The sequence below is a fragment of the Kitasatospora cheerisanensis KCTC 2395 genome (assembly GCF_000696185.1).
GTDB lineage: Bacteria > Actinomycetota > Actinomycetes > Streptomycetales > Streptomycetaceae > Kitasatospora > Kitasatospora cheerisanensis.
Genome location: NZ_KK853997.1, coordinates 2,252,404 through 2,272,254, shown reverse-complemented (window position 1 = coordinate 2,272,254; position 19,851 = coordinate 2,252,404). Strand labels below are relative to the sequence as shown.

The window sequence follows — 19,851 nt, the reverse complement described above, 5'->3', positions numbered from 1 at the left end:
GGCGGCCCGCTCAGGCCGCCGCCGCCCGCGCCGCCTCCCGGGCCAGCCTGCGCTCCCTGCGGCGCAGCCAGAACCGCCGGATCCGGGAGACCGCGAACCACACCAGCAGCGCCCCGAGCACCAGCAGCACCGCCGCGGCCGAGGCCGCCAGCCACGGGTGGAAGACCGCCAGGGTGACCATGCCGGCCACCGACAGGTCCTCGCCCAGGCTGACCACGATGTTGGAGGCCGGCTCCGGCGAGGTGTTCACGGCCATCCGCAGCCCGGCCTTGATGCCGTGGCTGAGCAGCGCCGTGGTGCCGCCGACCGCGCCCGCCGCGACCTCGCCCAGCGAGCCCGGGTCGTGCGCCGCCAGCAGCGCGCCCACGGTCGCGCCGGCGATCGGACGGATCACGGTGTGCAGGACGTCCCACACGCTGTCCACGTACGGGATCTTGTCGAGCACCGCCTCGCACAGGAACAGCACCGCCGCGGCGATCAGCACGTCGGTGCGCTCCAGCACCGGCGGCACCGAGTCGGCGCCGCCGAAGCGGCCGAACAGCCCCAGCAGCAGCACCACGGCGTAGGCGTTGATCCCGCTCGCCCAGCCGCTGGTGAAGATCAGCGGAACGGCCTCCACCCCAGCCCCCTCGCAGCACCCGGCCCGACCGGACCTCGGACGGGAACCGCCACCGTACCCGCCCCCGCCCACCGTCGGGGGCGTCTGAGTATCCGTACTCAGATCCCCGGTTGAGTACCCGCACGGATTCCCGCTGTCACCCCGCGACGGCACAGTAGTGGGCAACGGGAAGGCCGCCGCCGGGTGGAGCCGCCCGAAGCGCCCGGGGCAGGCTGCCGTCGACGGGGGACCGGTGGCCCGCACCACAGGCCCTGGGCGCGACCAACGGCCGCCGACGGGGGCCGGGCACCGCCGACACGGGGCGGCGGAGCCCAGCCCCTTTCGGGGGAGCGGCCGTGGGGACGACCGACCGGACACGAACGGTCCGGAGTTGTCAGACCCCCCGTTCACGATGGATGCATGACCGGGCCGACCGGCCCGGGCAAGGTCCGGAGTGAACGGGGGAGACCCATGACCATCAGTCGTCCTGAGCCTGTCGCCCGCCCTGCCGTCGATCAACCCACCCTGCCCTCCGCGCGCGGCGCCGAGGCCCGTCCGGTGCTGCGGCGGGTCGCCGCACCGCCCGCCGCCCTCGAACTGCTCCGCCACGCGCACCGCACCCTGGTGCACGCCCGCGGCAGGCAGGATCCGCTCGAGCGCTACGCCACCGCCCACCTCGCCGCACTGCGCGCCACCGCCGCCGTCCTCGCCGTCCGCGGCCGACCGAGCAACCCGCGCCGCCGCCACGCGATCCGCCCGGCCTGGGAGCTGCTGCCCGAAGTCGCTCCCGAACTCGCCGAGTGGGCCGCCTACTTCGCCGCCGGAGCCCGCCGCCGCGCCGCCGCCGAGGCCGGCATCACCGGCGCCGCCGGCGAACGCGACGCGGACGACCTGATCCGCAACACCGCCCTGTACCTGCGGATCGTGGAGCGGATCCTGGCCCTGCACCCCTGAGCCCGGCGCTGCGCCGCTCCCGGCCGGTCCGGTCGGGCCGGATAGGGTGGTGGGGTTCCCGCCGTGGAAGACCTGCCAAGAGGGGTGCCGCCTTGTATCCGACTCGTCCCCGCAGTGCGCTGCGTACCGCCGTGGTGTGGGAGGTGCTGCGGTCGGCGCTGGAGCGGCGCTCCGCCGAGCTCGGACAGCCGGTCCTGGACGTCGTCGACACCGGCGGCGGGACCGGCAACTTCGCCGTGCCCGTCGCCAGGCTCGGCCACCGGGTGACTGTCGTCGACCCCAGCCCCGACGCCCTGTTCGCCCTGGAGCGGCGGGCCGCCGAGGCCGGGGTCACCGAGCTGGTGCGCGCCGTCCAGGGCGACACCCAGACGCTGCCCGAGCTGGTCCCGGCCGGCTCGGTCGACGCGGTGCTCTGCCACGGCGTCCTGGAGGTCGTCGACGACCCCGCCGAGGCGCTCGGCAACCTGGTCGGCACCCTCGGCAAGGGTGGCCTGGTCAGCCTGCTCGCCGCCAACCGCAACGGCGCCGTGCTGGCCCGCGCGGTGGCCGGCCAGTTCACCGACGCCCGCACCGCGCTGGACGCCCCCGACGGCCGCTGGGGCGCCGGCGACCCGATGCCCCGCCGCTTCACCGGCGACCAGCTCGACGCCCTCGCCGCCGACGCCGGCCTGCGGGTCACCTCCGTGCACGGCATCCGGGTCTTCGCCGACCTCGTTCCCGGCGTCCTGGTCGACACCGAGCCCGGCGCGCTCGACGCCCTGCTCAAGCTCGAACTGGCCGCCGCCGAGCAGCCCGCGTTCCACGCCGTCGCCACCCAGCTCCACCTGCTCGCCGAAGCGGTCTGATCACCCTCCGGCACAGTGGGGGCACCAAGTGGGGGGTCCGCTCGTTGCAAAGGTGCGGGCCCACCTCGTGGTGGCCCGAGCCACGCCTGATTGACCACGCCGAACCGGGCCCGTGGACCGTATGATCTGGGTAAAGCCGGTAAGCATGACGGCCAGACCGGTGGGGCATATGGACCACACAGGCCCGAGCCAGGGGTGGCGGACCGGTCGCCCCGCGACCGACGAGTAGGAGGACTCCGTGCCGCTCTCGGAGCACGAGCAGCGACTGCTCGAGCAGATGGAGCGAGCGCTGTACGCCGAAGATCCCAAGTTCGCGTCAGCGCTTGAGGGAACCGGCCTGCGCACCTACACCCGTCGGCGGGTCTACCTGGCCGCGGCGGGCTTCGTGGCGGGCATCGCGCTGCTCATGGGAGGCCTGGTCGCGCAGGTCATCTGGGTCAGTGTGGTCGGGTTCCTGGTGATGCTGGGCTGTGCGGTCCTCGCGGTAACCGCGTGGCGACGAGGCCCGGCCGGACACGGTCCACGGCAGGCGGCAGCGCCTCGCCGGAAGACCGGCGTCATGGATCGAATGGAACAGCGCTGGCAGCGGCGCCGCGACGAGCAGAGCGGGTTGTAGCAGCGCGACCGTGAACCAACCGGATCCGCCCGAGGAGGAAGCCTTCCTCGTCGGGCGGATCTTTGCGTTCGCGGGTGCTTGCTCGCCGCCTTCCCCGCGCCCCTGACGGGGCGCGGGGAAGGCGGGCGGATCTTGCCGGGGCCGCTCTCGTGGCCCTGCGGGGAACTGCGCCCCGGTCAGTCCTTCGGGGGGCGGCGGAAGGGGCGGGTGAGGGTTTCGCGGGCCCTGGCGTAGCGGTCGGCGAGGCGTTCGCGGGTGGCGGCCATGCGGTCCTGGGTGCGCCACCAGAGACGGACGGTGGAGGCGGGGAGGAACAGGGCGCGCAGGCGGCGGCCGCGGGTGGCCTGGATGAGCAGGCCCTCGCGGGCGGTGCGGACGTCGCTGCCGAGGTGCGGGGACGGGTCGGACTCGCGGGCGTACATGACGCGTTCGGTGGCGAGCGCGACCCGGCCGGCGGCCTCCGCGGCGGTGGGGTCGAGGCGGGCGTCCTCGGCGAGCCGGCGGGCGGCGTTCCGGGGGGTGCGGGCCTCGTCCGGGGGCAGGCCCAGGTCCCAGGCGGAGTCGACGAGTTCGGCCCAGGCGGCGAGCACCTGTTCGTCGGTGAGCCGGGGCCCGTCCGCGCCGGGGCCGTGGCGGCCGGCGCCGAGGCGGCGGCGGCGCAGTCTGCGGCGCAACAGCATCGGGGTGGCCAGGACGGCGAGCACGAGGAGCAGGCCGGCGGCGCTCAGCAGGGCGGGCCAGGTCTGCCACCAGGCGGTGGCGGTGGTGCGGTGCTCGACGACCGCGGTCTCGTCGTCGCAGTCGCCGATCCGGTGCTGCTGCGGGGTGCAGGCGCTGGAGGCGGACGGGCCGGCGGAGGGCCGGCTGTCGGTCGCGGAGGCGCTCGGCTGGGCGCTGGGCTGGGTGGGGTTGGCGACCTGCGGGACGGAGTACAGCGGGACGGTGCCGCGGTTGGGGGTGGGTTCGAAGCGCATCCAGCCGAGGCCGGCGAAGTACAGCTCCGGCCAGGCGTGGTAGTTGGAGCTGCGGACGATCCGGTTGGTGGCGTCGCCGGTGCCGGGGGTGAAGCCGATGGCGACCCGGGACGGGATGCCGAGCGAGCGGGACATCGCGGCCATGGTGGCGGCGAAGTGCACGCAGAAGCCCTCGCGGTCCTGGAGGAACTTGGCGATGGCGTCCGGCCCGGTGCGCGGTTCGATCTTCGTGTTGTAGGTGAAGTCGCCCTTGGTGAAGTACTGCTGGAGCGCGACGGCCCGGTCGTACGGGTTGTCGAGGCCGGCGGTGATCGTCCGGGCGGTCTCGCCGACCACGGGGGGCAGGTTGTTCGGCAGCGACAGGTAGTGGCCGGCGATGTCGGCGGGCGCGGGGCCGGCCGAGCGGAGCTGCGCGGCGGTGGCGTTGACGGTGACCGAGCCGACGGCGTACGAGAGGCCGTTGGTCTTCTGGCCGTTGACGCCGGTGACGGTGCGGCCGGTGCGGTCGAAGCGCCAGTTCGTGGTGGACGGCAGCTCGACCCAGGACACCGGGTACGGCATCGGCAGCCAGGTGGTGCCGAGCCGGTCGGAGATCTTGACGTTGGTGCGGATCTGGCTGGTGTTGACGCTGGTGGCCAGGCCCTCGGGGTAGGGCAGCGTGGTGGGCAGCTGCTCGGCGGACTGGCCGCCGGGCTTCCACTCCTCGCCGTTGAACTCGCTGAGCGAGGCGACCCGCAGGTAGAGCTGGTCGGCCTCGGTGGCGTTGGTGGAGAAGCGCAGCAGTTCGGTGTCGTCGCCGGAGCGCAGGTTGGCGGTGAGCGCGACGACCAGGTTGAGCGAGCGCTCGTCGCCCGCGCCGCTGCCGTTCCCGCTGCCGCCGCCGCGGCCGCCGAAGCCGTCGAACAGGCCGGAGCCGGCGGCGGGCGCCAGGGCGGGCAGCAGGACGGCGGCGGCGAGCGCGATCAGGCCGACCCGGCGGCCGCCGTTGGACAGCGCCACCGCGGAGCGGCCGGTGCCGTGGAAGACCCGGCCCCAGCGGGTGAGCCGGTCCTGGCCCTCGGTGTAGAGCAGGATCAGGAAGCCCGCCGCGGCGAACAGGAACCACAGCCACATGCCGCCCGGCGCGCCGGCCAGGCCGCTGCCCACCGAGTACAGGGCGAGCAGCGGCAGGCCCGCGGCGGCGGCCCGGCGGTAGGTGACGGCGAGGGCGTCGACCAGGACCGCGACCAGGGCGACCGCGCCGACCACGATCAGCCGCAGGCCGTCGGTGGTGGGGGCCGGGATCGCGTACTCCTGGATGTCGTTGCCGCCGTCGGCGAGCAGCCCGGAGACGGCGTCGAGCGCGCCCGGGCCGGGCACGATGCCGATGGTCATCGAGGACTGCACGGTGGTCAGCATCAGCACGTACAGCACGACGAGCAGCTGGAGCGGCAGCACCAGGGCGCGGGGCAGCGGCAGGGCGCGCAGGCCGGCGCCGGCGGCGGCCGCGACGACGATCATCAGCACGCCGTGCGGGGCCAGCGCGAAGGAGTCCTTGAACAGCGGGGACAGGCACAGCGCCGCCAGGGCGGTGGCCAGGGCCGCGCAGAGCGTCAACTTGGCCCGGGTGGTCAAGCGCCGACCTCGTCTCGGTAGGGAACGGAGTTCTGGGTGCGGTCGGCGGCCCGCCACAGCGCGGGCAGCGAGTCGCCGGCCCGGACCGGCAGGACGGTCCAGCCGGCGTCGCGCAGGCGGCCGACCGTCGAGTCGGCCTGCTCGTCGGCGGCGTCCGGGAACAGGTGCCGCAGGCCCGCCCAGGTGCCGGTGTCCAGCAGCAGGGCGACGGCGCCGCCGGCCCGGCGGCGCAGGCGGGCCAGGCGTTCGGCCTGCTCGTCGTCGAGGTCGCCGACGATCGCCACCAGCAGGCCCTCGCCGCCGAGCCGCAGCACCTCCTCGGCGCGGGCCAGGGTGCCGCCGTCGGAGTGCTCGACCACCGCGAGGGCGTCCAGCAGCACGCCGATGGACTCGGCGGCGGTGGTGGCGTTCGCGCCGTGCTGCGGGTGGGCGCGGCCGGTGTCGGTGAGCAGCCGGGTCTGGTAGCCGCGCTGCACCAGGTCGGCGCTGATCGAGGCGGCGGCGGACACCGCCCACTCGAACGAGGACGCCGGGCCGGAGCCGCGGTGCGCGGTCTCCCGGGTGTCGAGCAGCACGGTGGCGCGGGCGCGCAGCGGCTGCTCCTCCCGACGGACCATCAGTTCGCCGTAGCGGGCGGTGGACTTCCAGTGCACCCGGCGCAGGTCGTCGCCGTGCCGGTACTCGCGCGGGATCACGTCGTCGTCGCCGGCCAGCGCCAGCGCGTGCGCGTTGGACTCGCCCTGCCCGGCGGACTCGCCGGGCAGCCGCACCGGCGGCAGGTCCTGGGTCTGCGGGACGACGGTGAGCACGTCGGCGGCGCTGAACGAGCGGGTCAGCTCGCACATCCCGAACGGGTCGGACAGCCGCAGCTGAAGCGGGCCGAGCGGGTAGCGGCCGCGCAGGTCGGAGCGGACCCGGTAGGACACCTCGCGGAAGCCGCGCGGTTCGACCCGGTCCAGCACGAAGCGCGGGCGCGGGCCCAGCACGTACGGGACCTTGTCCTCCAGCAGCAGCAGGCCGGTGGGCACCCGGGAGACGTTGTCCAGCCGCAGGTGCACCCGGGCCTCCTGGCCGGCCGCGGCCCGCTGCGGGCTGAGCCGGCGGCCGGAGGCGACCCGGTAGCGGGTGCGCACCAGCAGCAGCGCGGACGCCACCGGCAGCACCGCCAGCAGCACGCCGACCTGGAACAGCGCGTCCTGGCCGAACAGGTACGCGCAGAGCGCGGCGGTCAGGCCGGCGGCCAGGAACGAACGCCCCCGGGTGGTCAGCCCGTTGAGGGCGGCGCGCAGCCCGGAGGGCCGGGCGGGGCCCGCCACCTCAGCGGCCCTGCGGGCGCGGGATCGGCAGTCGGGCCACGAGGTCGAGCACCACGTTCTCCACCGTGCGGCGGCTCAGCTGGGTCTCCGAGGTGGGCAGCAGACGGTGCGCCAGCACCGGCACGGCGAGCGCCTGGATGTCGTCCGGCAGCACGTAGTCGCGGCCGTCCAGGGCGGCGTGCGCGCGGGCCGCGCGGACCAGGTGCAGGGTGGCCCGGGGGGAGGCGCCGAGCCGCAGCTCGGGGGTGTTGCGGGTGGCGGCGACCAGGTCGACGGCGTACCGGCGGACCGGGTCGGAGACGTACACGCCCTTGACGACCTCGATCAGCTTGAGCAGGTCGGCGGCGTGCGCGACCGGCTGCAGGTCGTCCAGCGGGTTGGCGGCCGAGTGCAGGTCGAGCATCGCGTACTCGGCCTCGGGGCTGGGGTAGCCGATCGAGATGCGGGCCATGAAGCGGTCGCGCTGGGCCTCCGGGAGGGCGTAGGTGCCCTCCATCTCGACCGGGTTCTGGGTGGCGATCACCATGAACGGCGAGGGCAGCTCGTAGGAGGTGCCGTCGATGGTGACCTGGCGCTCCTCCATCGACTCCAGCAGCGCGGACTGGGTCTTCGGCGAGGCCCGGTTGATCTCGTCGCCGACCACGATCTGCGCGAAGATCGCGCCCGGCCGGAACTCGAAGTCCCGCTGGTGCTGGTCGAAGACGTTGGTGCCGGTGACGTCCGACGGCAGCAGGTCCGGGGTGAACTGGATGCGGCGCACCGTGCAGTCCACCGAGCGGGCCAGCGCCTTGGCGAGCATGGTCTTGCCGACGCCCGGCACGTCCTCCAGCAGCAGGTGGCCCTCGGCGAGCAGCACCGTCAGCGCGATCCGGACCGCCTCCGGCTTGCCCTCGATCACGCTCTCGACGGACGCCCGGACCCGGTCGACCACCGCCGTAAGCTCCGCCAGCCCGACCGGCTCCCGGCGCTCGTAGCGGCCCGACTCCGGCTGCTCCGTGCCCTGTCCGTTGATGGTCGTCACCCGTACGCTCCCATGTGCAACAGTCGCCGGGCGGCTGGTTCGAGCCCGGCCCACCCCGAATACTTGGCGCATTCTTCCTTGTCCCACGGCCAGAAGTCACCCGGCCGGGCGACACGCGAAGGCTGTCCCGGTTTGGGACGAGGGCGGGGCCCGGACGGTTTCAGCGGATCTCGCGGAGCAGCCCGGTGTGGACGTCGAAGACGAAACCGCGGACCTGGTCGCGGTGCGGCAGGAACGGCGAGGTGCGGACCCGCTGCATGGACTGGCGGACGTCGGCGTCCAGGTCGGTGAACGCCTCCACCGCCCACTGCGGGCGCTGACCGACCTCGCGCTCCAGGTCGTGCCGGAAGTCCTCGGTCAGGCCGAGCAGGCCGCAGCCGGTGTGGTGGATCAGCACCACGGTCCGGGTGCCCAGGGCGCGCTGACTGACGGTCAGCGAACGGATCGTGTCGTCGGTGACCACGCCGCCCGCGTTGCGGATGATGTGCGCGTCGCCGAGCTCCAGGCCCAGCGCGGCGAACAGGTCGAGCCGGGCGTCCATGCACGCCACCACCGCGACCTTCCGCACCGGGCGGGCGTCCATGCCGCCGTCCCGGAAGGTCTCGGCGTAGGAGCGGTTCGCCGCCACGAAGCGGTCGGTCTCGGACGGCCGGTCGGAGCCGGGTGCAGGTGCCATGGCGACGACGGTAGTGGCGGCGCGCCGCCCGCGGGGCCCACCTGCGGAAGCCTTTACCCGCCGGGCCCGGACACGGTTCGGGCGGCTTCGACCCGGTTCGACCGGCGCGCCGCGAGCGCCCGCGCCCCGTCCGCCCGCGGCCGCAGCACCGGCCCGACCTGCGCAGACCGATACGGCCGGCCGGGTGGTGCGCCGTCGCGGAGCGTTGACTGGCGAGGCGTGGGCGATAGTCTGGCCGCGCAGTGGAGCACGGCGGACGGCACCCGGCAACCGGGCGCCCGGCCGCTCTCCGCACCGGGCCACCGGCCCGCACGCAGCCCGCGGCCTCCTCCCGCTCCGTGCCCACCTGGCGCACCTTCCCCGGCGCCGGGCGGTCGCTCCTTCCCCCGAGCGAGCGGGCGGGGACCACGGGCGGCGTGCGGAACCGGCGGGCCGGTAGGCGAGAATGGCCGGGCACACCCTGCACCTGAGGAAGGCCCCGCCCCCGTATGAGTACCGACAGCCCCACCCCCCGGCACATCCCGGTGATGCTGGAGCGCTGCCTGGACGCGCTCGCCCCGGCGATCTCCGCACCCGGCGCGGTGGTGGTGGACGCCACCCTGGGCCTCGGCGGCCACAGCGAGGCCCTGCTGACCCGCTTCCCCGAGGTCCGCCTGGTCGCCGTCGACCGCGACCCGCAGGCGCTGAAGCTGTCCGGCGAGCGGCTGGCCCGCTTCGGCGACCGCGCCACCCTGGTGCACGCCGTGTACGACGAGATCCCGCGCGTCCTCGACGAGCTCGGCATCCCGGCCGTGCAGGGCGTGCTGTTCGACCTCGGCGTGTCCTCGATGCAGCTGGACGAGGCCGACCGCGGCTTCGCCTACGCCCAGGACGCCCCGCTCGACATGCGGATGGACCAGACCCGCGGCATCTCCGCCGCCGAGGTCCTCAACACCTACAGCCACGGCGACCTGGCCCGGATCCTCAAGGTGTACGGCGAGGAGCGGTTCGCCGGGAAGATCGCCTCCGCGGTGCTCCGGGAACGCGAGAAGGAACCGTTCTCCACCAGCGCGCGTCTGGTGGAGTTGGTCCGCAACGCCATCCCCGCCGCCACCCGCCGCACCGGCGGCAACCCGGCGAAGCGGACCTTCCAGGCGCTGCGGATCGAGGTCAACGGCGAACTGGAGGTCCTCGACCGGGCCATCCCCGGCGCGCTGGACGCCTTGGCGGTGGGCGGCCGGATCGTCGTGATGTCCTACCAGTCGCTGGAGGACCGCCTGGTCAAGCAGTACCTCCAGGCCGGGGCCACCTCGACCGCCCCGCCGGGCCTGCCGGTGATCCCCGAGGAGCTCCAGCCCTGGCTGAAACTGCTCACCCGCGGTGCCGAACTGGCCACCGAGGAGGAGATCGAGGAGAACCGGCGCGCCGCGCCCGTACGGCTGCGCGTGGCGGAGAGGATCAGAGAGACCCGGAGGTAGCCAGCCGCCGGGAGCAGCGGATCGAAGGGGAGTGGAGCGGTGCCGGTGGCCGGCGAGCGGACCCGGGGCGCGTCCCCGGGCAGGGGGGCAGGGCGCGGATCACCGTCCGCCCCGGGGCGCGCTCGATGCGGGGGCGCACCCCGTTCGCGGTGCTGGTGGTCACCCTGCTGTCGGCCGGGCTGCTCGGCCTGCTGATGCTCAACACCGCCCTCAACGAAGGCTCGTTCACGCTGTCCAGGCTGAAGAAGCAGACCACCGAGGCCACCGACCAGCAGCAGTCCCTCCAGCAGGACATCGCCGCCCAGTCCGCACCCGACGCGCTGGAGCAGCGCGCCCGCGAACTCGGCATGGTCCCCGGCGGCGACCCGGTCTTCCTCGGCGCCGACGGCAGCGTCACCGGCAAGCCCAAGTCCGCCGAGGACAACCCGCCGGTGCCGCGCAGCAGCACCGAGCCCTGGCAGCGCCCCGCCGCCTCCGGCTCGCCCTCCCCGTCGCCGGGCGCCGGCCCGGCGACCCCGGCATCGACCTGGCCCCGCCCCGCCCCCCGCCGCGTCCGGCAGCGCCTCGCCCGGGCCCAGCGGTGACCCGCCCGCCCGGCGACCCGCACCGCCCCCGCCGCACCCCGCCCGCCGGCGGGCGCCCCGCCGCGCCCCGCCGCCGGGTCGGCGAGCCGCGCCGCTCCGGCGACGCCGCCGCGCCGCGCCCGGCCCGCCCTCGCCCGTCCGCCGGGCAGGGCCGGCCCGCCGCCCGTCCCCGGCCGCGCCCCGACGCCCGCCGGCCCGGGCCGCCCCGACGCCCGCCGGCCGGGCCGCGGTCCATCACGCTGGCCGACCCGAAGCGCCGGCTGCGGCTGGTGACGGTCTGCCTGGGCCTGGTGTTCGCGATCTTCGCGGGCCGCCTGGTGCAGCTCCAACTGCTGGACTCGGACGCGCTGGCGGCCGCCGCCGGCGCCAACAAGTACGTGCGGGTGGCGCTGCCCGCCGAGCGCGGCACGATCACCGCCGCCGACGGCACCGTGCTCGCCACCAGCGTGGACGCGTACGACATCACCGCCGACCCGACCATGTTCACTCCCGAGGCGACCCACCTGCCGGACGCCCCCGAGCAGGCCGCGGCGCTGCTCGCGCCGATCCTCGGCCAGCCGAAGGAGAAGCTGGCGGCGGCGCTGCACCTGAACGCGAAGAACCCGAAGAGCCAGTACGCGCTGCTGACCTCCCGTCAGACCCCGCAGGCGAAGGGCCGGATCGCCGACCTGAAGAGCACGCTGACCAAGCAGGCCGACACCGCGGCCTGCCGCGGCCAGCGCGAACTGCTCGGCAAGGCCCCCGAGAAGGGCGGCCGGCAGTTCCTCGACACCGCCTGCGTGAACCCGCTGGCCGGCGTGTTCTGGGAGCAGTCGACGCGGCGCAGCTACCCGGCGAACGGCCTGGCCGCCAACCTGGTCGGCTTCGTCAACTCGGAGGGCACCGGCACCGGAGGCCTGGAACTCCAGTACCAGCAGCTGCTGGCCGGCCAGGACGGATACTCCACCTACGCCTCGGCCGCCGGCCGCCGGGTCGCCACCGCCGGCGGCAGCCGGCAGGACGCGGTGCCCGGAAGCGACCTGCGGCTGACCGTCGACCCGGACATCCAGTGGGCGGCCCAGCGCGCCATCACCGACCAGGTGACCAACGCCGGGGCGGAGAAGGGCTACGTGATAGTCCAGGACGTGAAGACCGGTCAGGTGCTGGCGATGGCCGCCTCCCCGGGCTTCAACCCGAACGACCTGGCCTCGGCCCGCGCCGACCAGCTCGGCAACCCCGCCCTGCAGGACGCGTACGAGCCCGGCTCCACCGCCAAGCTGATGACCATGGCCGCGGTGCTGGACACCGGCTCGGCGAACTGGGACACCCACGTGACGGTGCCGAACACGCTGCAGCGCGCCGACCGGGTGTTCCACGACGACGTCGACCACGAGACCTGGTACCTGACCCTGGCGGGCGTGCTCGCCAAGTCCTCCAACATCGGCACCATCGAGGCCGCCGAGCACCTGGGCGCCACCCAGGCCGAGGCCAACAAGGTGCTCGCCGGCTACCTCGACCGGTTCGGCATCGGGAAGCCCACCGGGCTGGGCTTCCCCGGCGAGACCCGCGGCATCCTGGCCAAGCCGGAGGACTGGAACGGCTCGCAGCAGTACACCATCCCGTTCGGCCAGGGCCTGTCGGTGAACGCCCTGCAGGCCACCTCGGTGTTCTCCACCATCGCCAACGGCGGCGTCCGGGTCGCCCCCAGCCTGCTGGCCGGCACCACCGGCCCGGACGGGCGGTACACGCCCGCGCCGGCCGGGGAGCAGAGCCGGGTGGTGACGGAATCGACCGCGAAGACGCTGACCGAGATGCTGGAGTCCGTCGTCACCGACGAGCAGGGCACCGGCACCAAGGCGCAGATCCCGGGCTACCGGGTGGCCGGCAAGACCGGCACTGCCAACCGGGTGGACCCGAAGACCGGCAAGTACTCCGGGTACACCGCCTCCTTCATCGGCTTCGCGCCCGCCGACCAGCCCCGGGTGACGGTCTCCTGCGTCATCCAGGACCCGGTCAACGGGCACTTCGGCGGGCAGCTGTGCGGGCCCGTCTTCAAGCAGGTGATGGAGTTCACCCTCAAGTCCCTCCAGGTCCCGCCGAGCGGCAGCGAGGCGCCGAACCTGCCCGTCGACTGGAAGCCCTGAGATGAGCGACACCCCCGACACTCCGCGGCGCGCAACGCGCGACGAGCGCGATGTGAGCAGCGTCACCGCCGACGGGGCCCGGTTTGGCCCCGGGGGGCGTGGGGCCGATAGCCTTCCGGCCGTGCCGAAATCCGATCAAATCTCCGCGAGTCCTCCCCGTCCGAGCCGCACCGCGGCGCTGCCCCTCGCCGAGGCGGCCCGGCTGCTCGGGCTGCCGCCCGTCGAGGGCGCCGAGATCACCGGCGTCACCCACGACTCCCGGGCGGTCCGCCCCGGCGACGTGTACGTGGCGTTCCCGGGCGCCAACCACCACGGCGCGGCGTTCGCCGCCGGCGCGGTGGCGTCCGGTGCGGTCGCGGTGCTCACCGACGCCGCCGGCGCCGAACTGGCCGCCGACGCGGGCGTGCCGCTGCTCGTGGTGGACAGCCCGCGCGCGGTGATGGGCGAACTCGCCGCGGCGGTCTACGGGGCCGCCGCCGAGCGGATGCTGATGATCGGCCTGACCGGCACCAACGGCAAGACCACCACCTCGTACCTGGTCGAGGGCGGCCTGCGCGGGGCCGGCCGGCTGCCCGGCGTGATCGGCACCGTGGAGATGCGGGTCGGCGCGGAGCGGATCAAGTCCGAGCGCACCACCCCCGAGGCCACCGACCTGCACGCGGTGCTCGCCGTGATGAACGAGGCCGGCGCGGACTCGGTGGTCATGGAGGTCTCCAGCCACGCGCTGGTGTACGGCCGCACCGACGGGGTGGCCTACGACGTCGCGCTGTTCAACAACCTGACGCCGGAACACCTCGACTTCCACCCCGACATGGAGGACTACTACCGGGCCAAGGCCCGGCTGTTCGAGCCCGGCAAGGCCCGGCTCGGCGTCGCCAACCGCGACGACTCCTACGGCCGCCGGCTGGCCGGCGAGGCCCGGATCCCGATGGTGACCTTCTCCGCCGCGGGCGACCCGGCCGCCGACTGGCGCGCCGTCGACGTGCAGCTCGGCCCGGCCGGCTCCACCTTCACCGTGCTCGGCCCGGACGGCGCCCGCGCCGAGGCCTCGGTGCCGCTGCCCGGCCCGTTCAACGTCTCCAACGCGCTCGGCGCGATCACCGCCCTGGCCACCGCCGGCATCGCCCTGGACGCCGCGGTCGCCGGAGTGGCGCAGGTCCCCGGCGTCCCCGGCCGGCTGGAGAAGGTCGACGCCGGACAGCCGTACGTCGCCGTGGTCGACTACGCGCACAAGCCGGACGCGCTCAGCGCCGTCCTCGCCTCGCTGCGCGAGGTCACCAAGGGCCGGCTGCACGTGGTGGTGGGCTGCGGCGGCGACCGCGACCCGTACAAGCGCGGGCCGATGGGCGCGATCGCCGCCCGGCTCGCCGACACTGCCGTCCTCACCAGCGACAACCCGCGCTCCGAGGACGCGCTGGCGATCCTCGCTACCATGCTGGGCGGCGCCGCCGAGGTGCCCGAGGACGAGCGCGGCGAGGTCCTCGCCGTCCCGGACCGGGCCGAGGCGATCGCGCTGGCCGTCGCCCGGGCGCACGCCGGGGACACCGTGCTGGTGGCCGGCAAGGGCCACGAGCTCGGGCAGTACGTGAAGGGCGAGGTCCGCCCGTTCGACGACCGCGAGGTGCTGCGGGGCGCGATGGAACAGCTCATGGAGGTGGACCGGTGATCGCTCTGACCCTGGCCGAGGCCGCGAAGGCGGTCGACGGCACCCTGGACGCCGCCGACCCGGACGCGCTGATCACCGGCGCGGTGGTGACCGACAACCGGCGGATCGAGCCCGGCGGCCTGTTCGTGTGCGTGCTCGGCGAACGCGTCGACGGCCACGAGTTCGCCGCCACGGCGGTCGCCGACGGCGCCGTCGCGGTGCTCGCCACCCGCCCGGTCGGCGTGCCCGCGATCCTGGTCGACGACGTGGTCGTCGCGCTCGGCCGGCTCGCCCGCGCGGTGGTCGCCCGCGCCCCCGAGGTGCGGATCGTCGGCCTCACCGGCTCGGCCGGCAAGACCTCCACCAAGGACCTGATCGGCCAACTGCTCGCCAAGCACGGCGAGACCGTCTTCCCGGCCGGCTCGCACAACAACGAGATCGGCCACCCGCTGACGGCCCTTCAGGTCGCCCCGACCACCCGCCACCTGGTGATGGAGATGGGCGCCCGGCACAAGGGCGACATCGAGTACCTGACCGGCATCACCCCGCCCACCGTCGGCCTGGTGCTGAACATCGGCACCGCGCACCTCGGCGAGTTCGGCTCCAAGGAAGGCATCGCCGAGGCCAAGGGCGAGATGGTCGAGGCGCTCACCGCCGACGGCGTCGCCGTGCTGAACGCCGACGACCCGCTGGTGCGCGCCATGAGCAGCCGCACCAAGGCCCGCGTGGTGCTGTTCGGCGAGTCCCCGGACGCCGACGTCCGGGCCACCGATGTTCGCCTGGACGCCACCGGGAGGCCACAGTTCACGCTCAGCACCCCGGCCGGTTCCGCACCCGTGCAGCTGCGCCTGTACGGTGAGCACCACGTCTCGAACGCCCTCGCCGCCGCCGCGGTGGCGGTGGAGCTCGGGATGCCCGTCGACCGCGTCGCCGAGGCACTCGGCGAAGCCGGTGCGCTGTCCCGTTGGCGCATGGAGGTGGTCGACCGGGCCGATGGCCTGACCGTCGTCAACGACGCCTACAACGCGAACCCGGAGTCCATGCGGGCAGCGCTGCGGGCGCTGGCGACGATGGCGGGCAGGGGCCCGGAGCGCCGCCGCACCTGGGCGGTGCTCGGCGAGATGCGGGAGCTCGGCGAGGACAGCCTCGACGAGCACGACACCATCGGACGGCTCGCCGTCCGGCTCGACATCACCAAGCTGGTGGCGGTCGGCGGACGCGAGGCGGCCCGGATGGAACTGGGCGCGAGGAACGAAGGTTCGTGGGGTGAGGAGTCGGTGCTGGTGTCCGACGCGGACGCGGCGATCGAGCTGCTGCGCAGTCAGGTGCGGCCGGGGGACGTGGTCCTGGTGAAGGCATCCCGTTCGGTCGGCCTGGAGAAGGTCGCCGAGGCACTGCTCGCGGACGGTGCCGCGAAGTGAAGCAGATCCTCCTCTCGGGCCTGATCGGCCTGGTGCTGACCCTGCTCGGCACCCCCGCCCTGATCAAGCTGCTCGCCCGGCACGGCTACGGCCAGTACATCCGGGACGACGGCCCCAAGGCGCACCACAGCAAGAAGGGCACGCCCACCATGGGCGGCATCGCCTTCATCGTGGCCACCCTGATCGCCTACTTCGCCACCAAGGCGATAACGGGCGAGTCGCCCACCGCCTCCGGCCTGCTGGTGCTCTTCCTGACCACCGGACTGGGCCTGGTCGGCTTCCTGGACGACTACATCAAGGTGGTCAAGCGCCGCTCGCTGGGCCTGCGGGCCAAGGCGAAGCTGCTCGGCCAGTCCTTCGTCGCGCTGGCCTTCGCCGTGCTGGCGCTGCAGTTCGAGAACAGCCGGGGGAAGACCCCGGCCTCGGAGAGCCTGTCCTTCGTGCGCGACTTCGAGTGGAAGATCGGCCCCGTGCTGTTCGTCCTCTTCGCGTACTTCATGATCGCCGCGATGTCGAACGGCGTGAACCTGACGGACGGTCTGGACGGCCTCGCCACCGGCGCCTCGGTGATGGTCTTCGGCGCCTACACCTTCATCGGCCTGTGGGAGCACACCCAGAACTGCGCCTACGCGATCACGGCCACCGCGTCCTGCTACGACGTCCGCGACCCGCTGGACCTCGCCGTGGTCGCCGCCGCCCTGATGGGCTCCTGCTTCGGCTTCCTGTGGTGGAACACCTCGCCCGCCAAGATCTTCATGGGCGACACCGGCTCGCTGGCCCTGGGCGGCGCGCTGGCCGGCCTCGCCATCGTCTCCCGCACCGAGCTGCTGCTCGCCGTCCTCGGCGGCCTGTTCGTGATCATCACCCTTTCGGTGATCATCCAGGTCGGCTCGTTCCGGATGACCGGCAAGCGCGTTTTCAAGATGGCGCCGCTCCAGCACCACTTCGAACTCAAGGGCTGGAGCGAAGTCCTGATCGTGGTCCGGTTCTGGATCATCCAGGGCCTGTGCGTCGCCGTCGGACTCGGACTCTTCTACGCGGGATGGGTGACCGGATGATCAACCCGGAGTGGGCCGGACTACCGGTCGTCGTCGCCGGACTCGGCCTCTCCGGGGTCAGCGCCGCCAAGGTCCTGCACGACCTCGGCGCGCACGTCACGGTGGTGGACGGCGGCACCGGCCCCGCGCTGGACGCCAAGGCCGCCGCCCTCACCGCACAGGGCGTCACCGTCCGCCTCGGGGACGGCGCGAGCCTGCCCGAGGGCACCCGACTGATCGTCACCTCGCCCGGCTGGGCGCCGGACAGCCCGCTGTTCGCCGCCGCCGAGCAGGCCGGCGTCCCGGTCTGGGGCGACGTCGAACTCGCCTGGCGGCTGCGCACCCCGCACCCCGCCACCGGCGAGCCCGCCCCCTGGCTGGCCGTCACCGGCACCAACGGCAAGACCACCACCGTCCAGATGCTGGCGTCCATCCTCACCGCCGCCGGCAGGCGCACCGCCGCCGTCGGCAACGTCGGCGTCTCGGTGCTGGACGCGGTCCTCGCCGAGGAGCCCTACGACGTCCTCGCCGTCGAGCTCTCCAGCTACCAGCTGCACTGGGCCCCGTCGCTGCGCGTGCACTCCGGCGCCGTGCTCAACCTGGCCCCCGACCACCTCGACTGGCACGGCTCCATGGAGGCGTACGCCGCCGACAAGGGCCGGATCTACCAGGGCAACCAGGTCGCCTGCGTGTACAACCTCGCCGACCCCGCCACCGAGGCGCTGGTCCGCGAGGCCGACGTCGAGGAGGGCTGCCGGGCGATCGGCTTCGGCCTCGACGCCCCCGCCGTCTCCAACCTCGGCGTCGTCGACGGCCTGCTCGTCGACCGCGCGTTCGTCCCCGACCGGGACCGCGCCGCCGCCGAGATCGGCGCCGTCGCGGACATCCACCCGCCCGCGCCGCACAACATCGCCAACGCGCTCGCCGCCGCCGCGCTCGCCCGGGCCTACGGCGTCGACGCCAAGGCCGTCCGGGACGGGCTGCGGGCCTTCACGCCCGACGCCCACCGGATCGCGCACGTCGCCGAGATCGACGGCGTCACCTACGTCGACGACTCCAAGGCCACCAACACCCACGCGACGGCGGCCTCGCTGGCCGCGTACCGCCCGGTGGTGTGGATCGCCGGCGGCCTCGCCAAGGGCGCGACCTTCGACGAACTCGTCGCCGGCGCGGCCGACCGGCTGCGGGCCGCCGTCCTGATCGGGCAGGACCGGCAGCTGATCCGCGAGTCGCTGGCGCGACACGCCCCGGAGGTCCCGGTGTTCGAACCCGCGCCGGGGAAGACTGGCGCGGAGGCGATGACCGAGATCGTCCGCGTGGCCGCCGCCGCCGCGCAGAAGGGCGACACCGTGCTGCTCGCACCCGCCTGCGCGTCGATGGACATGTTCACCAACTACGGTGAGCGCGGCGACCTGTTCGCGGCAGCGGTACGCGAGCTGTAGGCAGACCCAGGGGCGCGGGGAACTGCGCGCAGCGGAAGGCACCCCACCGCAAGATCGCGATGCCGGAGAACGACCCGCACTTGATCGCGACCTTGCGGACGTGCGTTGCGCTTGTCGCGCAGTTCCCCGCGCCCCTGCATGTGACCCCCGAAGATGAGGAGATGGTGGTGGCCAGCAACGAGAAGCAGCCGCGTCTGCGACTGGTCTCGGCGACCACGACCACCTTCAAGTCGGAGGGCCCCGTCGCCCGGCTGCGCGCGGCGCGCGAGCGGTTCGGGTACTTGATGGCCCGTCCCCTGACGCCCTATTACCTGATCCTGGGTTCGGCGCTGCTGCTGGTGGTGCTCGGCCTGGTGATGGTGTTCTCCGCCTCGCAGAGCGTGGTCATCGACTTCGGCCTGCCGATGACGTTCTTCTTCCGCAAGCAGCTGATCGCGCTGCTGCTGGGCGGGGCGATCGCGGTCGCGCTGACCCGGGCCCCGGTGAAGCTGCTGCGGAGCGCCGCGTACCCGCTGCTGTTCGGGGTGGTGGCCGCGCTGGTCCTGGTGGCGATCCCGGGCGTCGGGGTGCGGATCAACGGCAACCGGAACTGGATCAGCCTGGGCTTCTTCCAGATCCAGCCGTCCGAGTTCGCCAAGCTCGCGCTGCTGCTGTGGGCGGCCGACCTGCTGGCCCGCAAGCAGCGCACGCACATGCTCAACCAGTGGAAGCACCTGCTGGTCCCGCTGGTGCCCGGCACCGTCGTGCTGATGATGCTGATCATGCTGGGCGGCGACATGGGCACCACGATGGTGCTGGTCGCGATGCTGTTCGGGCTGCTCTGGATGGTCGGCGCGCCGTTGCGGCTGTTCGCGGCGACCCTGGGCATCGCGGTGGTCGCGTGCACCGCGCTGATCATCACGGTGCCGCACCGGCTCGGCCGGCTCGCCTGCGTCGGCGTCACCAAGCCGGACCCCAACCTGGACTGCTTCCAGGCGCTGCACGGCCTGTACGCGCTGGCGGCGGGCGGGCCGTTCGGATCCGGACTGGGCGCGGGCGTCGAGAAGTGGGGGCAACTCCCGGAGGCGCACACCGACTTCATCTTCGCCGCGACCGGCGAGGAACTGGGCCTGGTGGGGACGCTGTCGGTGCTCGCGCTCTTCGCGGCACTAGGCTACGCGGGTATCCGTGTGGCTCTCGGCACCACGGACCCGTTCGTCCGGTACGCGGCGGGCGCCGCCACCACGTGGATCATGGCTCAGGCCGTGGTCAACCTGGGGTCGGCGCTGGGACTCCTGCCCATCGCGGGCGTCCCGCTGCCGCTGTTCTCGTACGGCGGTTCCGCGATGCTGTCGGCCATGTGCGCCGTCGGGCTGCTGCTGTGCTTCGCGCGCAGCACTCCGGCGGCGAAGGCAGCGCTGGCTGCCCGGCCCCGCCGATGGCGTAAAGGGGCCAACTCCCGGTTCGGGTCCGTCCTGGACCGGGTGGTGCCAGGTAGGAGAACCACAGCGCGCAAGGCCCCCGGGTCGTCGCGCAGGGAGCGGTGAAT

General features: G+C 74.0%; 16 protein-coding genes. 11 read left to right on the top strand and 5 right to left on the bottom strand.

The features are described from left to right. Window positions 1-10: 10 nt before the first annotated feature. Window positions 11-619: a DUF4126 domain-containing protein gene (locus KCH_RS10220; RefSeq protein WP_035861695.1), complete on the bottom strand. Its 609-nt coding sequence runs from the start codon at window positions 617-619 to the stop codon at window positions 11-13. 450 nt (window positions 620-1,069) lie between these two features. On the opposite strand from KCH_RS10220, the gene KCH_RS10215 reads away from it, so the two are divergent. From KCH_RS10215 to KCH_RS10205, 3 genes are all read left to right on the top strand, one after another. After that, window positions 1,070-1,552, top strand: a complete 483-nt coding sequence (locus tag KCH_RS10215; RefSeq protein WP_035861692.1) for an SAV_6107 family HEPN domain-containing protein — start codon at window positions 1,070-1,072, stop codon at window positions 1,550-1,552. 92 nt (window positions 1,553-1,644) lie between these two features. Further along, a complete protein-coding gene (locus KCH_RS10210) occupies window positions 1,645-2,397 on the top strand; it encodes a methyltransferase domain-containing protein (RefSeq protein WP_084223433.1) in 753 nt (250 codons plus the stop codon). A gap of 238 nt (window positions 2,398-2,635) precedes the next feature. Continuing rightward, window positions 2,636-3,013: a DUF3040 domain-containing protein gene (locus tag KCH_RS10205; protein WP_035861687.1), complete on the top strand. Its 378-nt coding sequence runs from the start codon at window positions 2,636-2,638 to the stop codon at window positions 3,011-3,013. A gap of 176 nt (window positions 3,014-3,189) precedes the next feature. Here the strand turns inward: KCH_RS10205 and KCH_RS10200 are convergent, their stop codons facing one another. From KCH_RS10200 to KCH_RS10185, 4 genes are all read right to left on the bottom strand, one after another. After that, window positions 3,190-5,601: a transglutaminase TgpA family protein gene (locus tag KCH_RS10200; RefSeq protein ID WP_035861684.1), complete on the bottom strand. Its 2,412-nt coding sequence runs from the start codon at window positions 5,599-5,601 to the stop codon at window positions 3,190-3,192. Further along, a complete protein-coding gene (locus KCH_RS10195; protein ID WP_035861680.1) occupies window positions 5,598-6,917 on the bottom strand; it encodes a DUF58 domain-containing protein in 1,320 nt (439 codons plus the stop codon). The genes KCH_RS10200 and KCH_RS10195 overlap by 4 nt, the downstream gene beginning before the upstream one ends. Before the next feature lies 1 nt (window position 6,918). Beyond that, the gene (locus KCH_RS10190; RefSeq protein WP_035871431.1) at window positions 6,919-7,866 is read right to left on the bottom strand and encodes an AAA family ATPase; all 948 of its coding nucleotides are present in this window, start codon (window positions 7,864-7,866) and stop codon (window positions 6,919-6,921) included. 232 nt (window positions 7,867-8,098) lie between these two features. Further along, window positions 8,099-8,614, bottom strand: coding sequence for a beta-class carbonic anhydrase (locus tag KCH_RS10185; RefSeq protein WP_035861677.1), 516 nt, complete (start codon window positions 8,612-8,614; stop codon window positions 8,099-8,101). 488 nt (window positions 8,615-9,102) lie between these two features. Here KCH_RS10185 and rsmH point away from each other — a divergent pair, with 488 nt between their 5' ends. The 8 genes from rsmH (at window position 9,103) to ftsW (ending at window position 19,849) form a co-directional block, all read left to right on the top strand. Continuing rightward, window positions 9,103-10,071 (top strand): 16S rRNA (cytosine(1402)-N(4))-methyltransferase RsmH, encoded by a 969-nt coding sequence (gene rsmH / locus KCH_RS10180; RefSeq protein ID WP_035861674.1) that lies wholly within the window; start codon window positions 9,103-9,105, stop codon window positions 10,069-10,071. Between the two features lie 125 nt (window positions 10,072-10,196). Beyond that, complete coding sequence (ftsL, locus tag KCH_RS10175) at window positions 10,197-10,655, top strand: cell division protein FtsL (RefSeq protein WP_208865941.1); 459 nt, start codon at window positions 10,197-10,199, stop codon at window positions 10,653-10,655. Next, on the top strand, window positions 10,652-12,778 hold the full coding sequence (locus KCH_RS10170; protein ID WP_035861671.1) for a peptidoglycan D,D-transpeptidase FtsI family protein: 2,127 nt from the start codon (window positions 10,652-10,654) through the stop codon (window positions 12,776-12,778). Before ftsL ends, KCH_RS10170 begins: the two co-directional genes overlap by 4 nt. A gap of 121 nt (window positions 12,779-12,899) precedes the next feature. Further along, the gene (locus KCH_RS10165) at window positions 12,900-14,444 is read left to right on the top strand and encodes a UDP-N-acetylmuramoyl-L-alanyl-D-glutamate--2,6-diaminopimelate ligase (protein ID WP_035861668.1); all 1,545 of its coding nucleotides are present in this window, start codon (window positions 12,900-12,902) and stop codon (window positions 14,442-14,444) included. Continuing rightward, window positions 14,441-15,844, top strand: coding sequence for a UDP-N-acetylmuramoyl-tripeptide--D-alanyl-D-alanine ligase (locus KCH_RS10160; RefSeq protein WP_035861664.1), 1,404 nt, complete (start codon window positions 14,441-14,443; stop codon window positions 15,842-15,844). The genes KCH_RS10165 and KCH_RS10160 overlap by 4 nt, the downstream gene beginning before the upstream one ends. Beyond that, the gene (gene mraY / locus KCH_RS10155) at window positions 15,841-16,902 is read left to right on the top strand and encodes a phospho-N-acetylmuramoyl-pentapeptide-transferase (RefSeq protein WP_035861658.1); all 1,062 of its coding nucleotides are present in this window, start codon (window positions 15,841-15,843) and stop codon (window positions 16,900-16,902) included. Before KCH_RS10160 ends, mraY begins: the two co-directional genes overlap by 4 nt. Then, a complete protein-coding gene (gene murD / locus KCH_RS10150) occupies window positions 16,902-18,323 on the top strand; it encodes a UDP-N-acetylmuramoyl-L-alanine--D-glutamate ligase (protein ID WP_157032401.1) in 1,422 nt (473 codons plus the stop codon). The genes mraY and murD overlap by 1 nt, the downstream gene beginning before the upstream one ends. A gap of 161 nt (window positions 18,324-18,484) precedes the next feature. Next, complete coding sequence (gene ftsW, locus KCH_RS10145) at window positions 18,485-19,849, top strand: putative lipid II flippase FtsW (RefSeq protein ID WP_425268753.1); 1,365 nt, start codon at window positions 18,485-18,487, stop codon at window positions 19,847-19,849. Window positions 19,850-19,851 lie beyond the last annotated feature (2 nt).

Excerpts from the sequence above, each read along its gene's own strand:
- KCH_RS10215 (WP_035861692.1), top strand. The coding sequence starts at position 1,070 with ATGACCATCAGTCGTCCTGAGCCTGTCGCCCGCCCTGCCGTCGATCAA.
- KCH_RS10185 (WP_035861677.1), bottom strand. The coding sequence starts at position 8,614 with ATGGCACCTGCACCCGGCTCCGACCGGCCGTCCGAGACCGACCGCTTC.
- rsmH (WP_035861674.1), top strand. The coding sequence starts at position 9,103 with ATGAGTACCGACAGCCCCACCCCCCGGCACATCCCGGTGATGCTGGAG.
- ftsL (WP_208865941.1), top strand. The coding sequence starts at position 10,197 with ATGCGGGGGCGCACCCCGTTCGCGGTGCTGGTGGTCACCCTGCTGTCG.
- ftsW (WP_425268753.1), top strand. The coding sequence starts at position 18,485 with ATGGTGGTGGCCAGCAACGAGAAGCAGCCGCGTCTGCGACTGGTCTCG.